Below are 25873 nucleotides of genomic sequence, written 5' to 3' on the forward strand. Positions count from 1 at the left end.
AGATCTCAGGTCAGAGCTTGCCATGGCTGGCATGGTTCACATGCTCCATGTGCCCCGGCATCATGTTGGTGTTCATGTGGAACATCACCCACAGCGTGCCGGCCACGGCAATGGCCACGAAGACCACGGTGAAGATGGTGGAAAGCAAAGTCCATCCGCCTTCAACCTTGCCGTTCATGTGCAGGAAGTAGACCATGTGCACAATGATCTGCACCACTGCCAGGCCGCCCAGCACCAGAATGGCGACTGTGCGGTCGGTGATGACGTTGTTCATCACCAGCCAGAAAGGAATGGCCGTCAGGATGACCGACAGCACAAATCCGATCATGTAGCCCGAGAAGGTGCTGTGTGGCCCGTCTTCGCCTGCATGGTCATGAGCGCCGTCATGGGGCCCCGCGGTATCAGAGCGATGGTGGGTACGGTGGTCTTGGCTCATTACAGCACCCCCATGAGGTAGACAAAGGTAAAGACGCCGATCCAGATGACGTCAAGAAAGTGCCAGAACATGGAAAGGCACATCAGGCGACGGCGGTTCTCACGAATCAGGCCATGTTTCTTAATCTGGATCATGAGCGTGATAAGCCAGATCAAACCAAAGCTCACGTGCAGACCGTGCGTGCCCACCAGCGTGAAAAAGGCAGACAGGAACGCGCTGGAACCCGGCGTGGCACCCACATGGATAAGGTGCATGAACTCATAGATTTCCAGCGCCAGGAAGGCAGCGCCGAACAGACCGGTCACGGCCAGCCAGCCCAGCGTGCCACCCACTTTGCCCTGCTGCTTTTGCAACATGGCAAACCCGAAGGTAATGGAAGACAGCAGCAGGAAGGCGGTGTTGATGGCCACCAGCTTCAGGTCAAACAACTCAGCGCCGCCTGGACCACCCGCGTAGCTTCTGCCTAGCGCGCCATAGGTGGCAAACAGGGCGGCAAAGATGAGGCAGTCGCTCATCAGATAGAGCCAGAAGCCCAGAGAGGTTCCGTTCTCTGGGTGAGGTTCGTGCTCCAGGTGGTAGACGCGCTGGGCGTCTGTGTTCAATGCAAGATCAGACATGGCGAGCTAGCAGTTGGGTACGTACCGCTTCCGTAGCAGCCACGTCGGCTGCCATGATGTGAAAGTCACGGTTGTAGTTGAAGGTGTGGATGATGGATGCGAGCACAACCGATGCAAACGATGCAATCGCCAGTGGCCACATGTGCCAGATCAGGGCGAAACCCAGCACCGTGCACAGCAAGGAGATCACCACGCCTGTTGCCGTGTTTCTAGGCATGTGAATGTCCTGGAAACCCGACAGTGGGCGCTGGTAGCCATGCTTTTTCATGTCAGCCCAGGCGTCCGTGTCGTGAACCACAGGTGTGAAAGCAAAGTTGTAGTCCGGCGGTGGAGAAGACGTGGCCCACTCCAGTGTGCGGCCTCCCCAAGGGTCGCCCGTGGTGTCACGCAGTTGCTCGCGGTTTTTGTAGCTCACCACGATCTGGATGAGGAAACACGCAATGCCCACAGCGATGATGAAGGCCCCGACGGCCGCCACCTGGAACCAGATTTGGTAAGCAGGGTCTTCAAAGTGGTTGACCCGCCGGGTCAGGCCCATCAGGCCCAGCACGTAGAGCGGACCGAACGCCATCCAGAAACCCACCAACCAGCACCAGAACGAACGGCGACCCCAGGTCTCATCCAGCCGATACCCGAATGCCTTGGGGTACCAGTAGTTAATACCAGCCAGCAATCCATAAATCACGCCCCCAATGATGACGTTATGGAAGTGCGCAATCAGGAACAGGCTGTTGTGCAGCACAAAGTCAGCCGGTGGCACAGCCAACAGAACGCCTGTCAGACCGCCGATGGCAAAGGTAGGCAACGCACCCATGACCCACAACATGGGCACGTCAAAGCGGATGCGTCCGCGGTACATGGTGAACAGCCAGTTGAAGATCTTCGCGCCCGTGGGGATAGAGATGATCATCGTGGTGATACCGAAGAACGAATTCACACTCGCCCCCGATCCCATGGTGAAGAAGTGGTGCAGCCACACCAGGTACGACAAGATGGTGATACAGACCGTGGCATACACCATCGAGGCGTAACCGAACAGGCGTTTGCGGCTGAAGGTGGCTACGATTTCGGAGAAGATGCCAAAGCAGGGCAAGATCAGGATGTAGACCTCCGGGTGGCCCCAGATCCAGATCAGGTTCACATACAGCATGGGGTTGCCACCCAGCGTATTGGTGAAAAAGTTGGTGCCTACATAGCGGTCCAGCGACATCAGCACCAAGGCGGCGGTCAGTATCGGGAAAGAAGCCACGATGAGCGCGTTGGTGCACAGGGCAGTCCATGTGAATACGGGCATCTTCATGAGATTCATACCCGGTGCACGCATCTTGATGATGGTCACGATCAGGTTGATGCCTGATAGCGTGGTACCCACCCCCGCTATCTGCAGCGCCCATATGTAGTAGTCAAGCCCCACCCCGGGGTTCTGCGCCCCCAGGTTCGACAAGGCCAGCCAGCCCGAAGTGGAAAACTCGCCCACGAACAAGGACACCATCACCAAAATGGCGCCGGCAGTCGTCATCCAGAAACTGAAGTTGTTCAGAAACGGAAAGGCCACATCCCGCGCGCCAATTTGCAAGGGCACGATGTAGTTCATCAAGCCTGTAACCAGCGGCATGGCGACGAAGAAAATCATGATGACGCCGTGCGCCGTGAAGATCTGGTCGTAGTGGTGCGGCGGCAGGTAGCCCATGTTGTCGCCAATGGCTATGGCCTGCTGCAAGCGCATCATGATGGCGTCGGAAAAGCCGCGCAGCAGCATGACCACACCCAGCACCATGTACATGATGCCGATCTTCTTGTGATCGATGCTGCAGAACCAGTCGCGCCACAGCGGGCCCCACAGGCGGTAGCGGGTCAAGATGGCGAGCAAGCCAATGCCGCCCAGCACCACGGCCACGAATGTCCACAGCAAAATGGGCTCATGGGTCATGGGAATCGAATCCCAGGTGATGCGGCCGAGCAGCCAATGCGCCGGCACGGAAGTAGAGTGTTCAACAGTCATGGGGCACTACTGGAAAAGAGGCGTGTTGGTGGTGCAGATGTCCTGCTCGGACATACGTTCCTGAGCCACGCTGCGCAGATGGGAACGGTTTCGCACGGCGTCGCGGGCCATCATCTCGTCCATGCACATCTGGCCGTCTTCGACGCAGAGGTTCATGATGCGCCGATACAGACCTTCTTCGACGGAGGCAAACCGCTGGACAGGATCACGTGCGGAGGGCTTGGCCAGGGCCAGATAGGCCTCGCGCGTCAGCGGCGCGCCCTCAGATTTGGCCTGGGCCACCCACTTGTCAAAATCCGCCTCGGCCAAGCCATGAAACTTGAAGGTCATGCCAGAAAAACCTTCGCCGCTGTAGTGTGACGACATGCCCCTGTACACGCCCGGCTTGTTGATGACGGCGTTCAGCTCGGTTTGCATGCCAGGCATGGTGTAGATCATGCCGGCCAGGTCTGGCACGTAGAAGGCATTCATGGTGCTGCTGGAGGTCAGCTTGAATCTGATGGGCCGGTTCACCGGCGCCGCCAACTCGTTGACCATGGCAATACCCTGCTCGGGCAGGAAGAACAGCCACTTCCAATCCAGCGAGACCACTTCCACTTCCAGCGGCGTAACGTTTTCCGGCAGAGACATGGTGGCCGAAATCCGGTCAAGGGGACGGTACGGGTCCAGCTTGTGGGTGGAGATCCAGGTCAAGGCCCCCAGGGCAATGATGATCACCAGAGGGGCTGCCCAGATCAGCAGCTCCAGACGAGTGGAGTGGTCCCAGTCTGGGTCATATTCCGTCTCGGCATGCCTGGCCCCTTGTCTGTAACGCCATGCGAACAGAAAGATGAAGAAGATCACCGGCACAACGATCAGCAGCATCAGTACCGTCGCGACGATGATCAGATGCCCTTTCTGGGCCGCCAGGTCACCCGCGGGGTTGAGCAGGACAAGATTGTTGCAACCTGCCAGCAAGCTGGCAAGAATGGCAATGATTGAGGTGCGTGTTAGGCTCGAGGGAAGCATACGGAACCCAGTGAAATTAGCCTCGCCGGGCATCAGGAAGGACCTGAATGCAGGTAAAGCAGCACAAAAAGAAGTGCGTACGGATATCAGTCGTGAAATTTAACTGGCACTAAGAGAAAATCCCATTGGACGTTTTGTCCTATGTCAAAGGACCGGCCTGCTACCGCATACTTAGCGCATGGTTTTTTTAGTGCAATTACCACTTTGCTCCCTGGCCCCCATGTGCGGAAGGGCTACAAATGCAGAGCAGGAACCAATGCCATGACAAGTATCAATACAACTCACTCCCCTGCTTTTCCGGCAGATGCGCCGTCTGGCATCAAGCCCGATGGCCATGATGTCGCGCCAGGCGACATCGCAGTAGGTGTGGTCATAGGGCGAGCCTCCGAATATTTCGACTTCTTCGTCTACGGCATCGCCTCCGCACTGGTGTTCCCCTCGGTGTTTTTTCCGGGTGAGAATGCACTGAACGGCACGCTGTACGCCTTTGCCATCTTCGCGCTGGCCTTTGTGGCGCGCCCCATTGGCACGGTGCTTTCCATGATGGTGCAGCGGCGCTGGGGCCGCAGCACCAAGCTCACACTGGCCATGTTCCTGCTGGGCACCTGTACGGCCGGCATCGCGTTCCTGCCAGGCTATCAGACCCTGGGTACGACAGCCGTCGTCCTGCTGGCCTTGTTCCGCATCGGCCAGGGCATGGCGCTGGGCGGGTCTTGGGATGGCCTGCCTTCCTTGCTCGCGATGAATGCGCCGGCTGGAAAGCGCGGCTGGTACGCCATGCTGGGGCAACTTGGCGCGCCCACTGGCTTTATTCTGGCCAGCGGCCTGTTTGCCTATCTGTATTCCAGCCTGACGCTTGATGAATTTCTGGGATGGGGCTGGCGCTATCCATTCTTCGTAGCCTTTGCCATCAACGTGGTGGCCTTGTTCGCCCGGCTGCGGTTGGTGGTCACTAGCGAATATGAACATCTTCTGGACAAGAACGAGCTCGAGCCCACCCCCATTGGTGAGCTGATGGCCAACCAGGGCAGCAACGTCATCATCGGCGCGTTTGCGGCTTTGGCCAGCTATGCACTGTTTCACCTGGTGACGGTGTTCCCGCTGTCCTGGACCTTGCTGTATGCCCAGCAACCTATCCCCAGCTTCCTGGGTGTGCAGATCGTGGGGGGCTTCCTGTGCGCGATAGCCATCGTCGCCTCGGGCTGGCTGGCTGACCGTTTTGGCCGGCGCAACACACTTGGGGCATTGGCGCTGTTGATCGGCATGTTCAGTGGTTTTGCACCCATTTTGCTGGGCGGCGATACGTTGAGCCAAGACTTGTTCATCTTGATTGGCTTCGTGTTGCTGGGGCTGTCCTACGGCCAGGCGTCTGGAACGGTCACGTCCAACTTTTTGCCCCGTTACCGCTACACAGGTGCAGCCCTGACCAACGATTTTGCGTGGTTGATTGGCGCCGCCTTTGCACCACTGGTGGCGCTTTGGCTGTCTGCCCATTTCGGCCTGGCGTATTTGGGCCTCTACCTGCTTTCAGGCGTTGCCTGCACAGTCGGCGCGTTGCTGATCAACCGCAAGCTGGAGTCCAGTCGCGACTGAGCGAGGGTAGTGAGAACCAAGAGCCCGTTTGATCAGGCTCCTAGTACTTGGCTTCAAAATTCGTGGTGCCGTCCCAGTCTGGGGGTGGTGGCAACTGGCGGTGAGTGATGATTCGCTGCGCATACAGCTGGTAGAGGCCATAGGACGGGTTGAGCTTGCGAAGCGCGTTCACCTTGATCTCACATTCGTCCATATCACCGCTGCGCCAGGCCACCAGCAATTGCTGCCAGAGCGCCATCTCCTGCTCCAGAGCTTGAGGGTCACCGCCCTCTTCTCGCAGTCGTAGAGTATGAATGTGGACGGCTTGTGCCCGTCCCTTGACGCGCACGCGGTCAAGCTCCTGCCACAGGAAGTCTGGCGCCTGGGCCTTGGTGGTGGTGCTGGCCACGATGTCCACACCGTAGACCGCAGAAAGGCCTTCCAGACGGGCCGCCAGGTTAACGGCGTCTCCCACCACGGTGTAAGCCCGGCGAAGGTTGGAGCCCATGTCTCCGACCGACATCTGCCCGGTACTCAGGCCAATACCAATGCTCAAGGCGGGAAGGCCCGCTTCGCTTCTTTCGGCGTTGAGTGCACGCGTGGCCTTCATGATGGCGAACGCAGCTTCTACCGCCAGCCGCGCATGGTCGGGCGCGGGAACAGGGGCTCCCCAAAAAGCCATGACGCAGTCACCGACATATTTATCAATGGTGCCATTGTGGGCGCGGATCACTTCCGTCAGCCGGCTGTGCACCGTGTTGAGCAAGGCCTGTACCTGTCGGGGCTCCATCGTTTCTGACAAGGTCGTAAAGCCACGCATGTCGCAGAACATCACGGTGAGTTCTTCGGTGCGGGCCTGCATGGTGTATTGCTCAGGGCTGCGCAGCATTTGACGCACCAGCTCTGGCGGTACATAGGAGCGAAAAAGCTGAGCCAGCTCTCTTTTGGCCCTGCCCTCTACGCAGTACCCCCAGGCCATATTCAACGCCAGCGCTGCAAGCACCATCACCAGCACGGTCGCTTGCGGAAGAGCCAATCCTGCCCACAGGTAGAGTCCGGTGTTCAACCCCAGCCAGGCCACCGCCGCCAGCAGGCCTAGCACCAACGCCAAAGCCATGGGCAGCATAGGTAGACCGAAGGCCAGAAGCACCCCCACCACGAGAATAGACATCACTTCATAGCCGTTGGCATAGTCTGGCAAGCGAGCCAGGCGACCGTCCAGCATGCCCGAAATGAGGTTGGCGTGTATTTCCACGCCGGGGTAGGCATCACCCACAGGGGTGGTACGCAAATCCATCAACCCCGGCGCCGTGAATCCGAGCAAGGCGACTTTGCCCTTGAGGCTACTGGCCGGAAGACTGCCATCAATGATGTCGGCCGCCGAAATGTACTGAAATGACCCGCCTTTGGGCCCGCCCAGGCCCCGGTACGGCACCAGCGCCGTGGCCCTGCTGTCGACGGGAATGCGAAGATCTTGTGCATCGGTGCGCAACCGGATACCTGCGAGTGGGCTGGTCGCCTCGCCAGGATCCGCACGCTCGAGCTGCAACGGCGGCTGACCAAGGCTCTGGCGCAGCATGGCCAGGGCCAGCGACTCATAAAACGCGCCCTGGAACTCAGCCAGCACGGGTACCGACCTGACCGTGCCATCAGGGTCGCTGATGGCATTGAAGAAACCGGCATGCGGTGCCGCCGCGGCCAAAGGCGCAATACTGGCGCCGTAGCCATCCCAATGCAGAAGGCCGGGCATGCTGACCTCTGCCTCAGAGCGCAGCACGGGGGCCGGCAAGGTGCCCACTCGCCGGCCACCCCGGTCGCTGGTGAAATAGTAGCCTAGCGTGACTGGGCGGTTTTTCAAAGCTGCCGCCAAGATAGCGTCGTTGTCCAGCCGGGGGGTTTCACGCGCCAGCCAATCCTGAAAGCCGCTTTGGTTCGCAAGCTGGGTGCGGGCCAAAGCCTGCAGCTCCCGCAGGCCAGAGGTGTGATCAGGTTCGGCGAACACCACGTCAATGCCGAGCGCGCTTACCTGCTGGCGCTCTATCAATTCGTCCACCAGGGCCGCTGTGCGCTGGCGTCCCCACGGCCATTGCCCCAGGCGATTGAGGCTGAATTCGTCAATGTCGATGATGACGATACGCTCATCCAGTGAGCGCGGCATGGAGAACTGCAGACGCGTGTCGTAGAGCCTTGCGTCCAGGCGTGCCAGACTTTCCACCGGTGCAATGCTGGTGGCGTGCAGCAACGCCAACAGCACCACGACTCCGGTGGCGACGATGCGAATCCAATGGCGTTTGAATGCTCTCACAGCCCTATTGTCCGGGATCAGCAAGCATGACTGATTGAGTCCAGCCAGCGCGGGCGCGATGAGCTATCCAACGAGGTCAATAGAAGACCTCGTTGCCGCATCCCTTCAGGGATCGACAAATTCCAGACGCACGCCCCCAACACTGATGACGTCGTTGTTTTTCAGAACAATGGGACCCCCATCCAGAGTCACGCCATTGACCGAGGGGCTCTCTACGCCATCGAGTTGCCCCAGCTCGAACCCGTAAGACCTGCGTGTAATGGTCGCAACCGAAACCCCGGGTTTGCCGATGGTGGTCAACGTCTTGGTCAACAAAAGCTCACGCCCTGTAGCGGTACCCGAAATCACTTTGACGCGGGGAGCCGCGCGACCGGAGATGAAGCCCTGCTCCGAAGAAGCTATTTCATCGAGGTATTTGACCCGGCATTTGCCAATATCAATCTCGTCGCCGCCCACCAGCACGCGGCGCACGACAGGGGTGCCATTGACATAGGTGCCGTTGGTGCTGCCCAGGTCCTCAAGCACAACCTGACCCGCCTCGGACACGATCACCGCGTGCTCTCCACTGACGGCCAGCTGATCCAGCACGACGTCATTGTGCGGCCTGCGGCCCAGCGTCAAGCGGCTTTGGTTCAGCAGCACTTCTTTGACGACGACTCCGTCGATAGACACGATCAGCCTGGGCATGACATGCTCCAAGAGCAAATTTCAGGAGGGCATAGGGTAGCGCCTGAAGAGCGTTTATAGATCAATGTTTTCGTAACTTCGCAACAAATCCGGACTTTTTAGACATTTCTTCTGCCTGCATCAGCGCGACGGTCACGTTGTCATGACCCCCGTTCGCGTTGGCGCGCTCTACAAGCCGTGTGGCCCGAAGCTCGATTTGCGGCACGCTCTCTAGAACTTCAGCGATCTGCTGGTCTGTCAACATGTCGGTCAGGCCGTCGGAACAAAGCAGATAGGTATCTCCGGGAAGTATCGAGAAGGTCTGAATATCCAGCAGCACCGACTCTTCCACCCCCAGCGCGCGAGTTACCAGATTGCGGTGAGGAGAAACAGCCGCTTCTTCGGGGGTGATGATTCCCGAGTCCAATTGCTCCTGCAGCAGCGAATGATCGCGGGTAAGCTGCATCAGAGCGCCTTCGCGCCAGCGGTAGGCGCGTGAATCGCCAGCATGGCCGATCAGCAGCGAAGTTCCGTGGGCCGCTGCCAGGACCAGCGTGGTGCCCATACCTGCACAATTTTCCTCGGTCCGGGCCGCATCGAATATGGCGCGGTTGGCGTTGCTGACGCAAACTTCCATCGCCCGGCGAAGAGAACGCACGTCGGGAACACCGCCGGTTTTCTCCAGGCTGGGTGTCAATCCGCTGGCGATCAGATCCACCGCCATGGCGCTGGCTACTTCGCCCGCGTTGTATCCACCCATTCCGTCTGCGAGGACGACAAGACCATACTCCGCCGCAACAAGGACAGCGTCTTCGTTATTGCTGCGGTGGCGCCCCACATCTGAAAGAGCACTACATTCAAACTGCATTTTAGTGTGAGGGGTTGGATGGTCCCGGCGGAAACCGCCCGCTGAAATAGGCGGTGAATCAAATACGCGCACCTATCAGACAGCTCGCGAGACGCCGGATTTCCGCGAATTATCCGCGAACTTCCATCCCCACAACCGCAACCCCCGACTTACTTCGAATCAGAAGGGGGCTCGATCCATCAACGCACCACCGCTGCCCGAGTGGATGGCAATGCAGCGATGCGGGTCCAATTGTCAGCCAGCGCTGGCTTTTCGGTGTTTGGACAAGTTGCCAATCAGCAGGACCAGCGCAGCACCCACCGCCGCAGCAACGTAATGCACCCAGGATGCCCCGCTTAGGAAGCCTTTGAGAGCGTTGTCAGCCACAATGGTTTCGCCAGCGACCCAACCAATGAGAGCCGCCCCCAGCACCACAATGATGGGGAAACGCTCCATGAGCTTGATCATCAGAGTGCTGCCGAACACCACAAGCGGAATGCTGATGGCCAGACCCAGGATGAGCAGAACCATGCTGCCTTGCGCTGCTGCCGCCACCGCAATGACGTTGTCCAGGCTCATGACCAGATCTGCGATCAAGATGGTGCGAATGGCCAGCATCAGGCCGCCCTGCTGTTTGCTTTCGCCGTCGCCGTCGTCTTCACCGCCCAGCAGCTGTACGCCGATCCACATCAGCAGCAGCCCGCCAATGATCTGCAGATAGGGCAGTGAGAGCAGTTTGGCCGCCACCACCGTCAGGATGATCCGGAGCACCACAGCCGCGCCGGAGCCAAATAGAACGGCTTTTTTCTGCTGATCGGCCGGGAGCGAGCGTGCTGCCAAAGCAATCACGACGGCGTTGTCGCCGGAGAGGATGATGTTGATCCAGACGATCTTGATAAGACCAATCCAGAAGTCCGGGTGCTGCAACATATCCATTGGAGTTATCTCCTGATCATCTTTTATGGCGACCGCAAACGAATAGTCGGCGCGCACCCTCCGTGCGCGTCCCTCGCGGTTCGGCTGGCGAAAGTCTAGCGGAACAGGGCTTCAAGCGCCTTCGTAAAACTGCGTATGCAGCGCCCAGCCCTCTCCAGCCGCGACCGGTGAGTCCAGCCAGACGTCTTAAGGCTCATCTCGGACCGTTTTTTGATGCTTGGGGATGGGGTGCCCTCAGGGCTCGCCCTCTTTCCTGAAACTTCAAATGTTCGCTTTCGGGCACTAGTGACCCGCCTGTACTCCAGAGGACATGATTGGCCTGATCCATCACGCGCTCCAGACCGTTTTGCTTTTGGTAGAACTTTCCTTCTTCTGAGCCCTGCAGCCAAAGGGGACCACGAAAAGACGCCGCGGCAGAAGGCTCCACCAGCAAGCCCATGGATTGGTGCAGCAGGTAGGTGTCAAGAAAAAGGGTTTCGTCGTCCACAGTGAAGATGCCTGAGAGCATTTCTCGCATCAACGGCGCCACAAGAGGTGAGGCGCTGGGGACTGCGAGTCCGTCGGCTTCAGTCCGGTTGTCGAGCCCAATGTCGTAGACAGAGACCTCTTGCCCAGGCGCAGAAGCCAGCTGCAGCAGCATGCAGGGAGATGCCACCGGCTCTGCAAAGAAACAGTGAACTGCGCGCCCATAGCGCTGCTTCAAACCATACGCAATGCCACCAGGCGCGCCGCCCACGCCGCAGGGAATGTAGACAAAAAGTGGATGCGCCTCATCGACCACCACGCCATGTGCATCTAGTTGCACCGCCAGTTCGTCGGCCGCGGCCGAGTAGCCCAGAAAAAGGGCCACGGAATGTTCATCGTCCACAAAATGAGAAAACGGATCGCCCTCTGACTGCGCACGCCCTGCCGCTACCGCAGCAGCGTAATCTCCCTCGTGCTCCACCACTTGGATGCCGTGGCTTCGAAGCCGCTGCTTTTTCCAGGCCTTGGCATCACTGGACATATGAACCACGGCGCGAAATCCGAGGCGCGCTGCAATCAATCCGATACTCAAACCGAGATTGCCGGTGCTTCCCACAGCTACCGTGTACTGCGAAAAAATGCGACTGGCCTCGGACGAATCCAGTTCGCACTGCACACCATGGCTCGCCAACAGATCCTCCGCAACACTCAACACCTCGTGAAAGCCCCCGCGAGCCTTGACAGACCCGGCCACCGGCAAGGCGTCATCTCGCTTGATCCACCAGTTTCCCCGCGCGGGCTCAAGAAGCGATGCTTGTCGCGAGCAGGGTCCGAATGCACCCGCCAGAACATCCGCCAGCGCATTCGCAGGCTCCAACGCAGAGCTGACTTGGCCGGCTGAAGCTTCCAGCTCTGCAAAGACTCTGCGGAGCACAGGGGCGTGTCGTTTAAATCTTTCAAGGGCTTGTGCTGGTTCCAGGCTTTGCACATCGACCAACGCCAGGGGGGCGTAGTTCGGGTTCACCCACAGAATCGGCTCGCGCTTGCTCAAACTCTCAAGCTGGCTGGCGGGCATGCTGAAACGGTCTGGTTCGTGGGTAGTGGTCTGCATGGCGCACAAGCGGTTGTTCGCGCTGATTATTGCGTTCGTGCTGACAGTGCGGCAAGTGGTGGTGACACTTCTCGTCGTACCCAACGAGCGCCGAGCACAGACAAAAAAAACCGCCAGGTGAACTGGCGGTTTTTTCGGCAAGAGCTCTTAGTGTGTGAACACGCTCTTAGATCAGGCCTTTGAGCAGCTTGCCCATCTCGGAAGGGTTGCGGGTCACTGTGAAACCGCATTCTTCCATGACAGCCAGCTTGGCATCGGCAGTGTCAGCGCCACCGCTGATCAGTGCACCAGCGTGGCCCATGCGCTTGCCGGGAGGAGCTGTGACGCCAGCGATGAAGCCCACGACAGGCTTTTTCATGTTGTCTTTGCACCAACGAGCCGCTTCTGCTTCGTCCGGGCCACCGATTTCACCAATCATGATGACAGCGTCGGTATCAGGATCGTCGTTGAAGGCCTTCATGACGTCGATGTGCTTGAGGCCGTTGATGGGGTCGCCACCAATACCGACAGCGGTCGACTGGCCAATGCCCAGTTCGGTGAGCTGAGCCACGGCTTCATAGGTCAATGTGCCAGAGCGGCTGACCACGCCGATACGGCCCTTCTTGTGGATGTGGCCAGGCATGATGCCGATCTTGATCTCATCGGGCGTGATGATGCCGGGGCAGTTAGGGCCGAGCAGCAGCGTTTTCTTGCCGCCTTTGGCCTCTTTTTCCTTCATCTTGTTACGCACCATGAGCATGTCACGGATTGGAATGCCCTCGGTAATGCAGACCACGAATTCCAGGTCGGCCTCGACGGCTTCCCAGATCGCGGCGGCTGCGCCCGCTGGCGGCACGTAGATCACGCTGCAGGTTGCGCCGGTTTGCTTGGCGGCTTCCTTGACGTTCTCAAAGATTGGAATGTTGAAAATGGTCTCCCCAGCTTTCTTGGGGTTCACGCCGGCGACGAAGCAGTTCTTGCCGTTGGCATATTCCTGGCACTTTTCAGTGTGGAACTGGCCGGTCTTGCCGGTGATGCCCTGGGTGATGACCTTGGTGTTCTTGTTGACGTAAATGCTCATGGTGAATCCTTGGGTTCAGCGTTAGGTGTCGAGCGTCCAGCTCATTGGACGGCGGCGACCACCTTTTGGGCTGCCTCGGCCATGGTGTCGGCACTGATGATAGGAAGACCGCTTTCGGCCAGCATCTTCTTGCCCAGTTCTTCGTTGGTACCCTTCATGCGCACCACCAGCGGCACTTGCAGGTTCACGGCCTTGCAGGCGGTGATCACGCCCGTGGCGATCGTGTCGCACTTCATGATGCCGCCGAAAATGTTCACCAGGATCGCTTTGACCTTGGGGTTCTTCAGCATGATCTTGAACGCTTCGGTCACTTTCTCAGGCGTGGCGCCACCGCCGACGTCGAGGAAGTTGGCCGGCTCAGCGCCGAACAGCTTGATGGTGTCCATGGTGGCCATGGCCAGACCGGCACCGTTGACCAGGCAGCCGATGTTGCCGTCCAGGCTGATGTAGGCCAGGTCAAACTTGCTGGCTTCGATTTCAGCTGGATCTTCCTCGTCGAGATCGCGCAGAGCAACGATTTCGGGGTGACGGAACAAGGCGTTGGTGTCGAAGTTGAACTTGGAGTCCAGGGCAACCACGTTGCCCTTGCCGTCGCGGTTCAGTGGGTTGATCTCGACCAGAGAAGCATCGGTCTCCATGTAGCACTTGTAGAGCTTCTGGCAGATGTCGATGAACTGGGCTTGCGAATCGGCCGGCATGCCGATGCCCTTGGCCAATTGCTCGCCTTGTGCCTGTGTCAGGCCAACAAGGGGATCCACGAACAGCGTGATGATTTTCTCGGGCGTGGAATGAGCCACTTCCTCGATGTCCATACCGCCTTCGCTGGAGGCGATGAACGCCACGTGCTGGGTTGCGCGGTCGGTCACGACGGAAAGGTAATACTCTTTCTGGATGTCCGCACCGTCTTCGATGTACAGGCGGCGCACTTTCTGGCCTTCTGGGCCAGTCTGGTGCGTCTTCAGCTGCATGCCGAGGATTTCGCCGGCCAGCTTTTTCACATCGTCAATGGATTTGGCAACCTTGACGCCGCCACCTTTGCCGCGGCCACCCGCGTGAATCTGGGCCTTGACGACCCACACTGGGCCGCCCAGTTTCTGGGCCGCTTCAACGGCCTCCTGAACGGTGAAGGCCGGAATGCCGCGTGGAACAGGCACGCCGAAGTTGCGCAGGATATCTTTACCCTGGTACTCGTGGATTTTCATGAAGCCCCTCTAAATGAATTCGTCAGGCTGCCGCCACAGTTTTAGTACGGTACAGCCCCAAACACGGTAAACGCCGCCGCGTGCGAATGTATCATGGTGCGATGCACCATTTGGGTGAGCCGTCAGCACACCCTGCACCCGGCGATTATCGCCTCATACGCAAATCGCGTTTTGATGCAACCCTGGTTTTCTCGGAGAATACCCCTCATGGCAAAGATTTTCATTGATGGCGAAGCCGGCACCACAGGCCTGCAAATCCGCGAACGGCTGCAAGGGATGAGCGGCATCGAGCTGCTCTCCATTGCCCCCGAACTCCGCAAAGACCCCGAAGCCAAGAAGGCATTAATGGGTGAGGCCGATCTGGTTGTGCTTTGCCTGCACGACGATGCAGCGCGCGAATCCGTCGCCATGATCGACACCCTTTCTGGCCGTAAACCCAAAATCATTGACGCCTCCACCGCGCACCGGGTGACTGAAGGCTGGGTTTTTGGGTTCCCGGAGCTATCGAAGGATCAGCGCGCCGCTGTTCAAAATGCGGATCGCGTGGCCAATCCTGGCTGTTACGCCACCGGCGCGATCGCCATGCTCCGCCCCTTGGTCGACGCAGGCGTTCTGCCAGCCGATTACCCTGTGTCCTTGCCGTCCGTGAGTGGTTATACGGGTGGGGGCCGGCAGATGATCGAGGCTTATGAGGCTGGCAGCGCGCCGGCTTATGAGCTCTACGCACTGGGCCTGAAGCACAAGCACGTGCCCGAGATCATGAAGTACGGCCGCGTCACGCGCCGGCCCATCTTCATTCCCAGCGTTGGCAATTTTGATCAAGGCATGCTGGTGGAATTGCCCCTGCATCTGGACCTGCTGCCGGGCCGGCCTACGCAGCAGCAACTGCATGACATTTACACCCAGCATTACGCGGGCGCTGAATGGGTGGCAGTGGCAGAGGCGCCCGAATCAGGCAAGCTGGACGCAGTCGCCTTGAAAGACACCAATCAGCTTGAAATCCGTGTATTTGGCAACGCAGATGCACAACAAGCCGTGGTGGTTGCACGGCTGGATAACCTGGGCAAGGGCGCCAGCGGTGCCGCTGTGCAGAACCTGAAGTTGATGCTGGGGTTGTAAACCTGGGCCGTGGCTGATTGGTCAGGTTTAGCCTGTGCGGACTTGGCTAAGCTTTTCCCTCCTGGGAGCGCCAAGCTCCAGCTTGGCATGGCGGCGTTTGCGGAGGTGCAGAAATTGCCAAGCTGGAGCTTGGCGCTCCCAGGGCGTACCGAACTTGGCCCAATGCTGTTCACTTATTGCTCCGGGCCTGTGAATTCTGAAATTTTCCCTTTCGCCACTCCCGTGACAGATCAACGTAAAAACGATGACTTCACAGGGCCTAATCTATGAGCACACAAATACCCGTTCGGGCTGAGCTTGTCGAAGCCGAGTGCGACACTTCGACAAGCTCAGCGCGAACGGGTTTTTGTAAGGTTTAGCCTGGTGCGGACTTGGCTTAGCTTTTCCCTCCTGGGAGCGCCAAGCTCCAGCTTGGCATGGCGGCGTTCGCGGAGGTCCAGAAATTGCCAAGCTGGAGCTTGGCGCTCCCAGGGGATACCGGACTTGGCCGAATGTTCTAACGCCGCATCTAAGAATCGTCGACACCCGCGCTGCGGACCACGCGCTGTACCACCTCGGCGCTGAAACCACGCGCTCCCAGAAAGCGCATCTGTCGAGCGCGCTCGGCGGGGTCTGACAAGGTATCCGTCCTGGCGCCGAATTTCTTTCGCCACACTTCACAAGCCCGCGCGAATTCAGTGGCGCGCAGGTTTTCCGCTGCTTCTGCCAATGCGTCCGCTCCGATGCCTTTGCCGCGAAGCTCCTGCATCACTCGGCCAGCACCCAGCTTGCTCGCCCGTCGATTCAGCACAGATTCCACCACCCGGGCTTCACTGATGAAGCCTTTGGCCGTCAGCTCATCCAAAACGCGCGCTAACTCGCCTGGCTCGCCTTCGTGAGGAGCCAGTTTGCGCTCCAGTTCGGCACGCGAATGCTCTCGCGCCGCCAGGTAGCGCAGCGCACGGCCTTTGAGGGAAATTTGGAAAGAAGGCAAAGCTATTCTCAGAATCTGCCCTCATGCTCTTAGACAGCTCACGAGGGCATTCGGGATATCAAACCTTCAATTCTTTGGCTTCCTTGGCCTCTTTCAGGTCGTTCGCGTCTTTGGCATTTTTGGTCTCTTTAGCCACTTTGACGTCTTCGTCCATGTCGTTCAGCAGAACAATCCCCAACGATTCGCGCACCTTGTTCTCGATTTCACGCGCCAGATCTGGGTTTTCACGCAGGAACTCTCGCGAATTGTCGCGGCCTTGGCCAATTTTTTCACCGTTATAGGCATACCAGGCGCCGCTCTTTTCAACGACGCGCGCCACAACGCCCATATCGATGATCTCGCCTTCTCGCGAAATACCTTCGCCAAAGAGAATGTCGAATTCGGCTGTCTTGAAGGGCGGGCTGACCTTGTTCTTCACCACTTTCACTTTGGTCTCGTTGCCGATGGCCACGTCACCCTTCTTGATGGTGCCGGTACGACGGATGTCCAGGCGCACGCTGGCGTAGAACTTGAGCGCGTTGCCCCCTGTGGTGGTCTCTGGGCTGCCGAACATGACACCGATCTTCATGCGGATCTGGTTGATGAAGATAACCGTGCAGTTGGTTTTCTTGATGGTGGCGGTGAGTTTGCGCAGCGCCTGGCTCATCAAGCGCGCTTGCAGGCCAGGCAGGCTGTCACCCATCTCGCCTTCGATCTCGGCCTTGGGCACCAGGGCAGCAACCGAGTCGATCACGACCAGATCAACAGCGCCTGAACGCACCAGCGAATCGACGATTTCCAGGGCTTGCTCGCCAGTGTCTGGCTGGCTGATGAGCATGTCGTGCAGGTTCACGCCCAGTTTTTCAGCGTAGCCGGTGTCGAGCGCGTGCTCGGCATCGACGAAGGCACAGGTTCCACCCAGTTTTTGCATTTCGGCAATGACTTGCAGTGTGAGGGTTGTCTTGCCGGAGCTTTCTGGACCGTAGATCTCGATCACACGGCCACGTGGCAAACCACCTACGCCAAGAGCCACATCCAGGCCCAGTGAACCGGTGGAGACAACCTGGATGTCCTGGATCTGCTCACCTTCGCCCAGGCGCATGATGGTGCCCTTGCCGAACTGCTTTTCGATCTGCGCCAGTGCGGCTTGAAGGGCTTTGGCTTTTTCAACTTTATCCGTAACGGCCAGGCTCGTGCTCATGAGTTTTCCTTTTAAATCAATTAGTTACTGCATTCAGATTGTGTTTAACTGGATGCTTGAACAGGACTGTATATCAATACATTGAATGGTGTAAACTGATTTTTAAGTCAGTTTGCCTTACTATCTAAAAATGGTTCATGAAGATTCCTGGAGACAGACCCATTTCGGCCGATTGTTAGGTCATGCCATGCGTCGCTTCGACGATCGCGTGCTTCACCTGATGGCCGACGATGAACAGGTTCCCCTGGCGCTGGCCCATCTGGCAGCGCGCGACAAAGTCGGCGCGGCGCATATCCACATCACGCGCCACCTGGGGCTGGAAGGCTCGCGCCTGACCGACCTGGCAGATGCGGCAGGCATGAGCAAGCAAGCCATGGGAGACCTCGTGAACCAATGCGAAGCCTGGGGCTTGGTCACACGCCAAGCTGATCCGCTCGATGGCCGGGCGCGTTTGATTCAGTTCACACCTACCGGCCTGGCCTGGCTGGCGGCCTTCAAAAGCGCGGTGGGTCAGGCAGAGGTGGAGTTTCGCGCGGCCGTGGGGGAAGAAGTGGCCACCGTGGTGGCGTTGGGGCTGGAAGCCTATGCACAGGTTTGAAGCGCCCTAGGAATAGAATTTGCCGGGAGGCCGGGTTCAAAAGGAGACAAAAACCATGCGTATTCTTATCGCCGAAGATGATCAGGTACTCGCCGACGGGTTGATGCGCAGTCTGCGCAATGCAGGCGCGGCGGTGGATCACGTCGTCAACGGCACGGAGGCCGATGCCGCGCTCATGACCAATACGGAGTTCGACCTGCTGATCCTGGACTTGGGCCTGCCCAAGATGCATGGCCTTGAAGTCTTGAAAAGATTGCGCTCACGCGGGCAGACCTTGCCCGTGCTGATTCTCACAGCGGCTGACAGCGTGGACGAGCGTGTCAAGGGACTGGACTACGGCGCGGACGACTATATGGCCAAGCCCTTTGCGCTGAGCGAGTTGGAAGCGCGTGTCCGCGCCCTCACACGACGCGGCATGGGTGCGGCCACGTCCACCATCAAGCATGGCCCCCTGGAATACGACCAGGCAGGGCGCGTGGCCAGCATTGATGGCAAGCTGGTCGATCTCTCGGCGCGCGAGCTGGGTTTGCTCGAAGTACTGCTGCAACGCTCTGGCAGATTGGTCAGCAAGGACCAGCTGGTCGACCGCCTCTGTGAATGGGGCGAAGAAGTGAGCAACAACGCGATTGAGGTCTACATCCATCGCCTGCGAAAAAAAATCGAAAAAGGGCCCATCCGCATCGCGACCGTGCGCGGCCTGGGCTACTGCCTGGAGAAGATCCCTGGGTAGGCCATGACGGACCACGCCGGCTTCCCCGGCCCCCATCTTCATTCGGCGTGTGACCAAGGTCGCCGACAACCCTGGAACAACCCGTCCCGTGTGACCCCTGTTCGACCGTGGCATGCGGGTAGTGTGGCCCCATGAAGATCTTCCAGCGCGCGCAGCGTTCGCTATTCGGAGAGATCCTCGATTGGATGCTGACTCCGCTGCTGTTGTTGTGGCCTGTCAGCCTGGCCCTGACCTGGCTGGTGGCGCAAAATCTGGCCAACAAGCCTTTTGACCGCGCCTTGGTCTACAACGCACAAGCGCTGGCGCAGTTCATTCAAGTGGGCCCCGGCAAACGGGTGCGATTCAACCTGCCTCAGCCAGCCAGCGAATTGCTGCGCGCAGACGATTCCGACAACGTGTACTACCAGGTGTTGGGCGGCAACGGTGAGTTTCTCTCCGGCGAGCGCGACTTGCCCAAGCCCGCTGCCCCCGAGCCCAACGAAGACATTGAGGCACCTGAAGGGGCTCACCTGCGCGACACGGAATTCAGGGGCCTTCCCGTGCGCGTGGCTCACCTTTGGGTGCGCATGGAGGGCTCGTCGCAACTGGCCTTGGTGCAAGTGGCGGAAACCCGGGAAAAGCGCAGCGTACTGGCCACGGAAATCATCAAGGGCGTCATGCTGCCGCAATTTGCCATCTTGCCGTTGGCTGTGTTGCTGGTCTGGTTGGCCCTGGTGCGGGGCATCAAGCCACTGGCCGAATTGGAAGAGCGCATTCGCGCCCGCAAGCCTGATGACCTGAGCCCGCTGGATGATCATGCCGTGCCGCAGGAAGTCGCCCCGCTGGTGGCCTCGGTGAACGACTTGCTGACGCGGCTGAAGGACTCCATAGCAACGCAAAAGCGCTTCCTGGCCGATGCGGCGCACCAACTCAAGACACCGCTGGCTGGCCTGAGGATGCAGGCGGATCTGGCCCAGCGTCAGGAATCCAGCGCGGAAGATCTCAAGCAATCACTGCAGCAGATCGGGCGCGCCAGCGTGCGTGCCACGCATACGGTGAATCAGCTTCTGGCATTGGCGCGTGCTGAAGGCGGTGGCGCAACCCTGGGCCAACAGCCTTGTGACTTGGCGCGCCTGACCATTGAAGTCATACAAGATGCAGTGCCTAGAGCCATGGAGCGTCATGTCGATCTCGGTTATGACGGCCTGGAGGCTGGCAGCCCGGACGTCACGATACCGGGCAATCCCACGCTGCTCAAGGAAATGATACGGAACATGGTGGACAACGCCATCAACTATGCGCCTTCCACCCCCGGGCACCAAGGTGTGATCACAGCCCGAGCCTTCAAAGACGGACTCAGCCGCGCACCCATCATTCAGGTGGAAGACAACGGCCCGGGCATACCTGTCAGCGAACGAGAGCGTGTGTTCGAGCCCTTTTACCGCGCACTGGGGACCAATGTGGACGGCTCGGGCCTGGGCCTGCCTATCGTCCGGGAAATTGCACGCCAGCACGGCGCTGAAGTCAGCGTCGAGGACGCTCGCAGCGGCCAGACTCAACCCGGCGCTTGCTTTACGGTGCGGTTTTCCGGTTAGCCATTGCCCTGGAGCGGCCGGCATAGGGCCTGCAAGTTGGAGTAAATGCTAACATTGGCTGTGCATTTCATCTGTCTAACAGCGAGCCTGCGTCTCGCATATTTTCCCCGTTTGCTCCCGTCATGATTACAGTGGTCGTTGCCTCGTATCGCTACGGGCATCTGGCTTCCCACTGCATCGAGTCATTGCTGAGCCAGAGCCGAGCGCCTGAACGTATTTTGTTCGTCGACGACGGTGCGGGAGACTGCGCCTTCCTGCAGGCGCTTTATCCTGAGGTCGAGTTTGTGCTGCGCGACCAGAACCTGGGTGTAGTAGCCAATTTCCAGGACATGTTGGAGAGAGTGAACTCCGAATATGTGATGTTTGTGGGTGCCGACAATTGGCTTAGGTCCGACGCCATCGAAATTCTCTCGCAAGCTCAATCGGACATAGTCACGTACAACATCGTCGTCACAGGTGAACTCAAAGACCATATTCCGCGCAGATACCCGGAAAGTACCCAGCCTGTGCACGGAGATTTCTACTGGCGCCGAGCCGGGCAACACCATGGCTCCATGCTGTACAAAACGTCCCTCGGCAAAAAGGTGGGATACGCCCGCAGGCCCGGAGCCCATGCCAACCACCCTGAAGAAGACTGGAACCTCTGGAACGGCATGCTGGCTGAGGGCGCCTCAGTTTCTCACGTAGATCAGGGACTGCTCTACTACAGGCGCCACCGGGAAAATTTCCTCAAAAGCTACTGACGCCTGCTCGCCTGCGGCAAACTCAGGTTGGCGCCCCATTGCATTGGCCTGTCAATCACAGGATCTGCCCTCACCATCAAGGCGCCGAGGCCATCTCATAGCCGCGAAGTGGATCAATGGCATTCAAGACCATGCCATTGGAGGTGTCGGTCAGATAGTCGTAACCAAGTGCCTGAAACCGATTGTCGGGGTCCAGCCGGACATAGCGGTCTCGGCGGGCTTCACGCTGCGCGGCATGGATCATTCGCAGGTGGTACATGTGGTAGCCCGTCGCGATGAATTGCCCGCGCGCGCGAACTTCGTCCGGATACCACGGGCCGTGCAGATCAGAGGTTGAATTGAAACTGATCTGCTTGGGCAACTTGAAAAAGCGCGCGACCCGCTTTCGGCCCCATACACCGTCCACTCGGTACTGATCAGGCCGGTCCCAAAGCTCTCTCAGCGCCAGGCTCACACACGGCAGCCTTACGGGGCCGAGCGTTGTCGCAACCGCCCGCAGATGCCTGAGAAACAGGCTCTCCAGCCTTTCATCTGCATCGCACACCAAGACCCAGTCGGCACCTGCGCGTTGCGCGGCTCGAAGCAAGCGCAGCTTATTGCCTTTTTCATCCCAATGGTGCGGTTCGACCACGGGAGTTCGCAGATGGACAGCGAGCTTTGGCTCAACTTCGATCACGCGGGGCGTGTGGTCCGTGGAGCCATCATCCAGAATCACGAAGCCATCAACATACGGACGCAGGTGATCGAGACATCCCTTGAGCAGCGCAGCCTCGTTACGTACCTGCACCACGCCCAAAATCCGGCTGCGTTGGATAGCCACTGCTGCCTGCGGTGCACAGAGCCCGCAATGGCCTCGCACAGCTTGGTAGTGCATATAGCGATAGCAAACTGGGCAGACCCGGGTCGACCCTAGTGGCGCCCACGGCGTCGCATCCTGCGACGGCAGCGGTGGCGAAGCCCTTTCAGTGGGGACCGTTCCGGCAATCACGTCTGCCGCTCTTTCCTCCGGGAGCCCTCCCCTCATACAGCCCTGTCCGGCCAGAGCAGACGCTGGCGAATAGGCCATCGCGTTGAGCAAGAGGTCAGGCCAACCTCGGGGCACCTTCGGGCTGTCAGAGATGTGCAAGGCTTGCAATTGAGGGCTTACGCGCAGTCCATACCCTGCGGCCTCTAGCCGGATGCGCAGGTTATCTTCATTGGCGTGTTCACCGGCGATTTGCTCGTCATAACCGGCCACCTCCATGAAGGCCTTGCGTGGGGCGGCAGTTAAACCGCTCAGCGAAGCTGGGTCAATATGGGTTGACGCCACCGCGTCGAACACGGGGGACACGGACTGCGCATTGACCCAACGAGCCACAGGAGCCTGAGCACATCGCCCAAGAAGCACGGTAAACGGATGCCTGGAGAGTTCAGCCACGACCTGCGAGGGGACATCGCTGACAAATGCGAGCGCATCGCCGCAAACCAGTACGAATTCACCCTTGCAATGCCGCAGGCCTGCGTTGAGTGCACGTGCGCTCCAATGAAGGTCCGCAGGAGCACTCACCAGAACCACCGTAGTTCGGATAAGTGGCAGCCCTTGCATCAGTGCCACGGCGGCAGATTCAAGACCTGCATCCGCCGCAAGCACCAGTTCGATGCCAGCGCGAGCGAGCATGGGATGGTTCAGGCCGATGGAACGCTCAAAATCCTCCAAGGCACCGCAAAGCGGCACCACCACACTGAGTCGAGTTTCGGAGGATTGCATGAGCCTTGTACGTCAATACCAAGCTGCACCATGGTCCTGGGCGCGGGAGAGGTCTACCGGCGCCACGTCTAATCAGGGCTTGTAGAGGCTTAACTGAAGCTTCTCGCGTTCCATCGCTCGCGCCACCGCGGGCACTTGAGCCACGCGCTGGACAAATGCCCACAGCTCTGGAAAGTCTTCAGGGTTGATGCCGGCGATGGTGCCCCAGCGCAGGAGCGTGAGAGCATAGGTGTCCAACGGTCCACAATGCACACCGCCCAGCCAGTCGCGACCCTCCGTCTTGGCTTTTTGCACCAGGCCCTGCAGCTCCCCCATCAACTGGCGATACACACCCTTGTTGTAGCCTTTCATTGCTTCCTGGGCAGCGGCATCGTCGCTGTACTTGAACGGCATGAAGATATGGGTGAAGGTGGGATGAACCGTGTTGTTCATCCAAGCCAGGGTTTCTACAAATTTTGCTCGCGCCAGCGGATCCTTAGGAATGAATCCGGCTTCAGGAAACTTGGCGTCGATGTAGTTGATGATGGCGACGATCTGCGTGATGACCTGGTCGCCGTCCACCAACACGGGTACCTGACCGCGCGGGTTGATGGCCTTGTATTCGGGGCTGTTCTGCTCGTTTTTGTGCAGCTTGACCGTCATGGGCTCGAAGGTCGCGCCGGCGATCTCCAGCATGGAATGAGGCACGAAGGAACAAGCGCCCGAGGCGTAATAAAGTTTGATGGTCATGGTGTTTCCTCAAGCAAATTGAAAGGAGCGCGCCGCAGCTTAAGCACTGCATATGCAATGCGGCAAGAAAGCCCTCTTCGACGGCGCGCAGATCGTCAATTATGAAACGAGCAGCACCTGAAGGGAATCAAGGATGCCGCCCCGTAGCGTCTTTCAACACCCGCACCAGGTTGAACAGCCGCGGAGCGATCTGCTTTTGCAGGGTGTCTGGCTGCAAGTTGAATTGGGCGGTGACGCAGTTCAACACGATGCGCTCTTCGTCTATGACTCCCACGGGCACAGCGATCGCCGTGAGGCCCGCTCCGGGGGTCACGACGACGCAATAGCCGTGCGCCTTGAATTGCGCTTGAGACTCTGCAAGTCGCTGGCGCACCTCCGGCCAGCCTTCTGGGTCACGCGCGCGCAGCAAGGAGTCAATCTCAGCACGCTCGGCGTCACTGGCGGCGCAGTAGTACGTGTGCCCGATGGAGGTGTCGTGAAAGTGACGGCCAGCACCGACATCCGGGCGGCCAGATGGGGCGTTGCGGTCCACGCAGGTTTCGATGAGCACGAGCTGATCCCCACCGCGCATGGCCAGAGAAACCGCACCTCGGGCGAAATCAGCCAGTTCCTGCATGTAGGGCCGTGCGAGCTGCCGAACGCCGAGCTGGCATAGCAAGGGATAGCCGAAGGAAAGCACCGGAGCAGCCAACCTGTAGCGCGCTGTGGAATCGTTGTAGCGGAGGTAGCCCAACTGCGAAAGCGTGCGCGTCAAACGCACCACCGTCTGCCGGCCAATGCCGGTTCGCGTGGCGATCTCCCGATTGCTCAAGGTGGGTGACGCGGCGTCGAACGCCCTCAGCACCTCCAGCCCTTTGGCGAGCGTATAGGCGAACTGGGGGTCTTTCTCGGCTTTGGCGGCGGTCGTTTCCACGGAATTCGAGACAACAGATGGAGAAGGCATGGATCGTAATGCCAGCCGGCGAACGGGCTCGGAAATCGGTGCTTCCCCGATCGGCAACAAGGCAGCAAGGTAGGGAGCTTTTCGGTCGAAGGTTGACTTCTTATAAACTCGGTGGAAAAATTATACGTCAATCTGACTGATATTTTGTCAATCAAATTTTTCTGAAAACACTATCAGGAGACTTTTCATGCCTTTCGACCCCCTTCAGACCCGCTTGATCCGACGCCTCGGTATCGCCAACCCAGTCTTCGGGTTTGCACACGACGCGGCAGCCGTCGCAGCCATTACCAACGCGGGGGGTTTCGGCGTGTTGGGTGCCACTCGCCATACGCCAGAAGAAATCGAGCGTGACCTGGCCTGGATTCGCACGCAGGTCGGCAAAAAACCTTTTGGCGTGAATCTTGTGCTGCCCACGGGCATGCCTGAGACTGACAACCGTGCAGCCATTGAGGCGCAACTGCCTGAAGCACACAGGGCTTTTGTACGCGGCCTGCAAGAAAAATATGCCGTACCCGCTGCGAGCCAGGCGGGCATGCGTTCCCGATTCGTGCGCTCTGAAGAATCAGCGCAGGCTCAATTGGAAGTGGTCATGCGTTCCGATGTGAACATGCTGGCCTGCGGAATTGGCTCCCCGCTTGAGGTCATCGAACGCGCCAAGGCTACGGGCAAACTGGTGCTGGCCCTGGTGGGGTCGCCAAAACATGCGAGAAACGCCCTGTCCAAACCTATCGACATCCTGGTGGCGCAGGGCTATGACGCTGGTGCCCACACCGGCTCCATCGGCACTTTTTCCCTGGTGCCACAGATTGTGGACGTCGCAGGCGATGTACCCGTTCTGGCCGCAGGAGGCGTCGCCACAGGAAGACACCTGCTGGCTGCTCTGGCCATGGGCGCCCAGGGGGTATGGATGGGCACGGCGTGGCTGACTACCGCAGAGCACCACATGCACCCCGTGGTCCGCGACAAGCTGCTCGCGGCGCGCAGCGAAGACACCGTGATCTCGCGTGCGGACAGCGGAAAAACATTGCGCCAAATCCGCAGCGCATGGTCAGACGAATGGGCTGCCCCTGGAGCACCTTCACCGCTGAAGATGCCTCTTCAGGACATTCTGGTGGGCGATCTCCTGGGTGCCATTGATGAACATGAAGTGCAAGCGCTCATGCACCACCCCGCAGGTCAAAGCATTGGCTACTTCAATGAAGTTCGCACCGTGGCCGATGTCATGGACGGCATCGTGGCCGAGGCACGCACCCGTCTGGAGCGATTGGCCGACGAGAACGAAGTCACCACTGCAACGGCCACGTCCTAGG

General features: G+C 59.0%; 23 protein-coding genes. 7 read left to right on the plus strand and 16 right to left on the minus strand.

Going from position 1 to position 25873, the window contains the following annotated elements:
* Nucleotides 1-10: 10 nt before the first annotated feature.
* From cyoD to cyoA, 4 genes are read right to left on the minus strand one after another with little or no spacing between them, the layout of a single operon-like run.
* A complete protein-coding gene (gene cyoD / locus ABIE13_RS16720; RefSeq protein ID WP_354445453.1) occupies nucleotides 11-436 on the minus strand; it encodes a cytochrome o ubiquinol oxidase subunit IV in 426 nt (141 codons plus the stop codon).
* Nucleotides 436-1053: a cytochrome o ubiquinol oxidase subunit III gene (gene cyoC / locus ABIE13_RS16725; protein WP_354445455.1), complete on the minus strand. Its 618-nt coding sequence runs from the start codon at nucleotides 1051-1053 to the stop codon at nucleotides 436-438. The genes cyoD and cyoC overlap by 1 nt, the downstream gene beginning before the upstream one ends.
* Nucleotides 1046-3055: a cytochrome o ubiquinol oxidase subunit I gene (cyoB, locus tag ABIE13_RS16730; protein ID WP_354445457.1), complete on the minus strand. Its 2010-nt coding sequence runs from the start codon at nucleotides 3053-3055 to the stop codon at nucleotides 1046-1048. Before cyoB ends, cyoC begins: the two co-directional genes overlap by 8 nt.
* Nucleotides 3056-3061: 6 nt before the next feature.
* The gene (gene cyoA, locus ABIE13_RS16735; protein ID WP_354445459.1) at nucleotides 3062-4063 is read right to left on the minus strand and encodes a ubiquinol oxidase subunit II; all 1002 of its coding nucleotides are present in this window, start codon (nucleotides 4061-4063) and stop codon (nucleotides 3062-3064) included.
* Nucleotides 4064-4324: 261 nt separating this feature from the next.
* On the opposite strand from cyoA, the gene ABIE13_RS16740 reads away from it, so the two are divergent.
* Complete coding sequence (locus ABIE13_RS16740; protein WP_354445461.1) at nucleotides 4325-5656, plus strand: MFS transporter; 1332 nt, start codon at nucleotides 4325-4327, stop codon at nucleotides 5654-5656.
* Nucleotides 5657-5696: 40 nt separating this feature from the next.
* Here ABIE13_RS16740 and ABIE13_RS16745 read toward each other — a convergent pair whose 3' ends face one another.
* The 7 genes from ABIE13_RS16745 to sucC all read right to left on the minus strand — a co-directional run bounded on the left by ABIE13_RS16745 (nucleotide 5697) and on the right by sucC (nucleotide 14227).
* The gene (locus ABIE13_RS16745; protein WP_354445463.1) at nucleotides 5697-7940 is read right to left on the minus strand and encodes a CHASE2 domain-containing protein; all 2244 of its coding nucleotides are present in this window, start codon (nucleotides 7938-7940) and stop codon (nucleotides 5697-5699) included.
* A gap of 105 nt (nucleotides 7941-8045) precedes the next feature.
* Nucleotides 8046-8627, minus strand: a complete 582-nt coding sequence (locus tag ABIE13_RS16750; protein ID WP_354445465.1) for an FHA domain-containing protein — start codon at nucleotides 8625-8627, stop codon at nucleotides 8046-8048.
* A gap of 61 nt (nucleotides 8628-8688) precedes the next feature.
* Nucleotides 8689-9474, minus strand: a complete 786-nt coding sequence (locus tag ABIE13_RS16755) for a Stp1/IreP family PP2C-type Ser/Thr phosphatase (protein ID WP_354445467.1) — start codon at nucleotides 9472-9474, stop codon at nucleotides 8689-8691.
* Between the two features lie 234 nt (nucleotides 9475-9708).
* A complete protein-coding gene (locus ABIE13_RS16760) occupies nucleotides 9709-10389 on the minus strand; it encodes a TerC family protein (RefSeq protein WP_354445469.1) in 681 nt (226 codons plus the stop codon).
* A 193-nt stretch (nucleotides 10390-10582) separates the two neighbouring features.
* Nucleotides 10583-11965, minus strand: a complete 1383-nt coding sequence (locus tag ABIE13_RS16765; RefSeq protein WP_354445470.1) for a D-serine ammonia-lyase — start codon at nucleotides 11963-11965, stop codon at nucleotides 10583-10585.
* Between the two features lie 166 nt (nucleotides 11966-12131).
* On the minus strand, nucleotides 12132-13025 hold the full coding sequence (gene sucD / locus ABIE13_RS16770; protein ID WP_354445472.1) for a succinate--CoA ligase subunit alpha: 894 nt from the start codon (nucleotides 13023-13025) through the stop codon (nucleotides 12132-12134).
* A 41-nt stretch (nucleotides 13026-13066) separates the two neighbouring features.
* Nucleotides 13067-14227: an ADP-forming succinate--CoA ligase subunit beta gene (sucC, locus tag ABIE13_RS16775; protein WP_354445474.1), complete on the minus strand. Its 1161-nt coding sequence runs from the start codon at nucleotides 14225-14227 to the stop codon at nucleotides 13067-13069.
* Between the two features lie 207 nt (nucleotides 14228-14434).
* Between sucC and argC the strand changes: the two genes are divergently transcribed.
* Complete coding sequence (argC, locus tag ABIE13_RS16780; RefSeq protein WP_354445476.1) at nucleotides 14435-15346, plus strand: N-acetyl-gamma-glutamyl-phosphate reductase; 912 nt, start codon at nucleotides 14435-14437, stop codon at nucleotides 15344-15346.
* A 508-nt stretch (nucleotides 15347-15854) separates the two neighbouring features.
* Here the strand turns inward: argC and recX are convergent.
* Both recX and recA read right to left on the minus strand, forming a co-directional pair.
* Nucleotides 15855-16325 carry a recombination regulator RecX gene (recX, locus tag ABIE13_RS16785; RefSeq protein WP_436278437.1) on the minus strand — a complete coding sequence of 157 codons (471 nt, stop codon included), beginning with the start codon at nucleotides 16323-16325 and terminating at the stop codon, nucleotides 15855-15857.
* Between the two features lie 52 nt (nucleotides 16326-16377).
* Nucleotides 16378-17499, minus strand: coding sequence for a recombinase RecA (recA, locus tag ABIE13_RS16790; RefSeq protein ID WP_354445480.1), 1122 nt, complete (start codon nucleotides 17497-17499; stop codon nucleotides 16378-16380).
* A 130-nt stretch (nucleotides 17500-17629) separates the two neighbouring features.
* Here recA and ABIE13_RS16795 point away from each other — a divergent pair, with 130 nt between their 5' ends.
* The 4 genes from ABIE13_RS16795 to ABIE13_RS16810 all read left to right on the plus strand — a co-directional run bounded on the left by ABIE13_RS16795 (nucleotide 17630) and on the right by ABIE13_RS16810 (nucleotide 21144).
* Complete coding sequence (locus ABIE13_RS16795) at nucleotides 17630-18097, plus strand: MarR family winged helix-turn-helix transcriptional regulator (protein WP_354445482.1); 468 nt, start codon at nucleotides 17630-17632, stop codon at nucleotides 18095-18097.
* Between the two features lie 55 nt (nucleotides 18098-18152).
* On the plus strand, nucleotides 18153-18827 hold the full coding sequence (locus ABIE13_RS16800; protein WP_354445484.1) for a response regulator transcription factor: 675 nt from the start codon (nucleotides 18153-18155) through the stop codon (nucleotides 18825-18827).
* A gap of 131 nt (nucleotides 18828-18958) precedes the next feature.
* Nucleotides 18959-20401, plus strand: a complete 1443-nt coding sequence (locus ABIE13_RS16805; protein ID WP_354445486.1) for a sensor histidine kinase — start codon at nucleotides 18959-18961, stop codon at nucleotides 20399-20401.
* Between the two features lie 122 nt (nucleotides 20402-20523).
* Nucleotides 20524-21144 (plus strand): glycosyltransferase family 2 protein, encoded by a 621-nt coding sequence (locus ABIE13_RS16810; protein ID WP_354445488.1) that lies wholly within the window; start codon nucleotides 20524-20526, stop codon nucleotides 21142-21144.
* Between the two features lie 76 nt (nucleotides 21145-21220).
* Here ABIE13_RS16810 and ABIE13_RS16815 read toward each other — a convergent pair whose 3' ends face one another.
* From ABIE13_RS16815 to ABIE13_RS16825, 3 genes are all read right to left on the minus strand, one after another.
* The gene (locus ABIE13_RS16815) at nucleotides 21221-22891 is read right to left on the minus strand and encodes a glycosyltransferase (protein ID WP_354445490.1); all 1671 of its coding nucleotides are present in this window, start codon (nucleotides 22889-22891) and stop codon (nucleotides 21221-21223) included.
* A 72-nt stretch (nucleotides 22892-22963) separates the two neighbouring features.
* Nucleotides 22964-23620, minus strand: a complete 657-nt coding sequence (locus tag ABIE13_RS16820; protein ID WP_354445492.1) for a glutathione S-transferase family protein — start codon at nucleotides 23618-23620, stop codon at nucleotides 22964-22966.
* A gap of 127 nt (nucleotides 23621-23747) precedes the next feature.
* A complete protein-coding gene (locus ABIE13_RS16825; protein WP_354445494.1) occupies nucleotides 23748-24563 on the minus strand; it encodes an IclR family transcriptional regulator in 816 nt (271 codons plus the stop codon).
* 187 nt (nucleotides 24564-24750) lie between these two features.
* Here ABIE13_RS16825 and ABIE13_RS16830 point away from each other — a divergent pair, with 187 nt between their 5' ends.
* Nucleotides 24751-25872 carry an NAD(P)H-dependent flavin oxidoreductase gene (locus ABIE13_RS16830; protein ID WP_354445496.1) on the plus strand — a complete coding sequence of 374 codons (1122 nt, stop codon included), beginning with the start codon at nucleotides 24751-24753 and terminating at the stop codon, nucleotides 25870-25872.
* Nucleotide 25873 lies beyond the last annotated feature (1 nt).

Source organism: Ottowia thiooxydans, assembly GCF_040548795.1.
Classification (GTDB): Bacteria; Pseudomonadota; Gammaproteobacteria; order Burkholderiales; family Burkholderiaceae_C; genus Ottowia; species Ottowia thiooxydans_A.

Excerpts from the sequence above, each read along its gene's own strand:
- cyoB (WP_354445457.1), bottom strand. The coding sequence starts at position 3,055 with ATGACTGTTGAACACTCTACTTCCGTGCCGGCGCATTGGCTGCTCGGC.
- ABIE13_RS16795 (WP_354445482.1), top strand. The coding sequence starts at position 17,630 with ATGGTTCATGAAGATTCCTGGAGACAGACCCATTTCGGCCGATTGTTA.
- cyoA (WP_354445459.1), bottom strand. The coding sequence starts at position 4,063 with ATGCTTCCCTCGAGCCTAACACGCACCTCAATCATTGCCATTCTTGCC.
- cyoC (WP_354445455.1), bottom strand. The coding sequence starts at position 1,053 with ATGTCTGATCTTGCATTGAACACAGACGCCCAGCGCGTCTACCACCTG.
- ABIE13_RS16805 (WP_354445486.1), top strand. The coding sequence starts at position 18,959 with ATGAAGATCTTCCAGCGCGCGCAGCGTTCGCTATTCGGAGAGATCCTC.
- argC (WP_354445476.1), top strand. The coding sequence starts at position 14,435 with ATGGCAAAGATTTTCATTGATGGCGAAGCCGGCACCACAGGCCTGCAA.
- ABIE13_RS16760 (WP_354445469.1), bottom strand. The coding sequence starts at position 10,389 with ATGGATATGTTGCAGCACCCGGACTTCTGGATTGGTCTTATCAAGATC.
- ABIE13_RS16750 (WP_354445465.1), bottom strand. The coding sequence starts at position 8,627 with ATGCCCAGGCTGATCGTGTCTATCGACGGAGTCGTCGTCAAAGAAGTG.
- ABIE13_RS16740 (WP_354445461.1), top strand. The coding sequence starts at position 4,325 with ATGACAAGTATCAATACAACTCACTCCCCTGCTTTTCCGGCAGATGCG.
- ABIE13_RS16765 (WP_354445470.1), bottom strand. The coding sequence starts at position 11,965 with ATGCAGACCACTACCCACGAACCAGACCGTTTCAGCATGCCCGCCAGC.
- ABIE13_RS16825 (WP_354445494.1), bottom strand. The coding sequence starts at position 24,563 with ATGCCTTCTCCATCTGTTGTCTCGAATTCCGTGGAAACGACCGCCGCC.
- sucD (WP_354445472.1), bottom strand. The coding sequence starts at position 13,025 with ATGAGCATTTACGTCAACAAGAACACCAAGGTCATCACCCAGGGCATC.
- recA (WP_354445480.1), bottom strand. The coding sequence starts at position 17,499 with ATGAGCACGAGCCTGGCCGTTACGGATAAAGTTGAAAAAGCCAAAGCC.
- ABIE13_RS16815 (WP_354445490.1), bottom strand. The coding sequence starts at position 22,891 with ATGCAATCCTCCGAAACTCGACTCAGTGTGGTGGTGCCGCTTTGCGGT.
- ABIE13_RS16820 (WP_354445492.1), bottom strand. The coding sequence starts at position 23,620 with ATGACCATCAAACTTTATTACGCCTCGGGCGCTTGTTCCTTCGTGCCT.
- cyoD (WP_354445453.1), bottom strand. The coding sequence starts at position 436 with ATGAGCCAAGACCACCGTACCCACCATCGCTCTGATACCGCGGGGCCC.
- ABIE13_RS16800 (WP_354445484.1), top strand. The coding sequence starts at position 18,153 with ATGCGTATTCTTATCGCCGAAGATGATCAGGTACTCGCCGACGGGTTG.
- ABIE13_RS16810 (WP_354445488.1), top strand. The coding sequence starts at position 20,524 with ATGATTACAGTGGTCGTTGCCTCGTATCGCTACGGGCATCTGGCTTCC.
- ABIE13_RS16830 (WP_354445496.1), top strand. The coding sequence starts at position 24,751 with ATGCCTTTCGACCCCCTTCAGACCCGCTTGATCCGACGCCTCGGTATC.
- ABIE13_RS16755 (WP_354445467.1), bottom strand. The coding sequence starts at position 9,474 with ATGCAGTTTGAATGTAGTGCTCTTTCAGATGTGGGGCGCCACCGCAGC.
- sucC (WP_354445474.1), bottom strand. The coding sequence starts at position 14,227 with ATGAAAATCCACGAGTACCAGGGTAAAGATATCCTGCGCAACTTCGGC.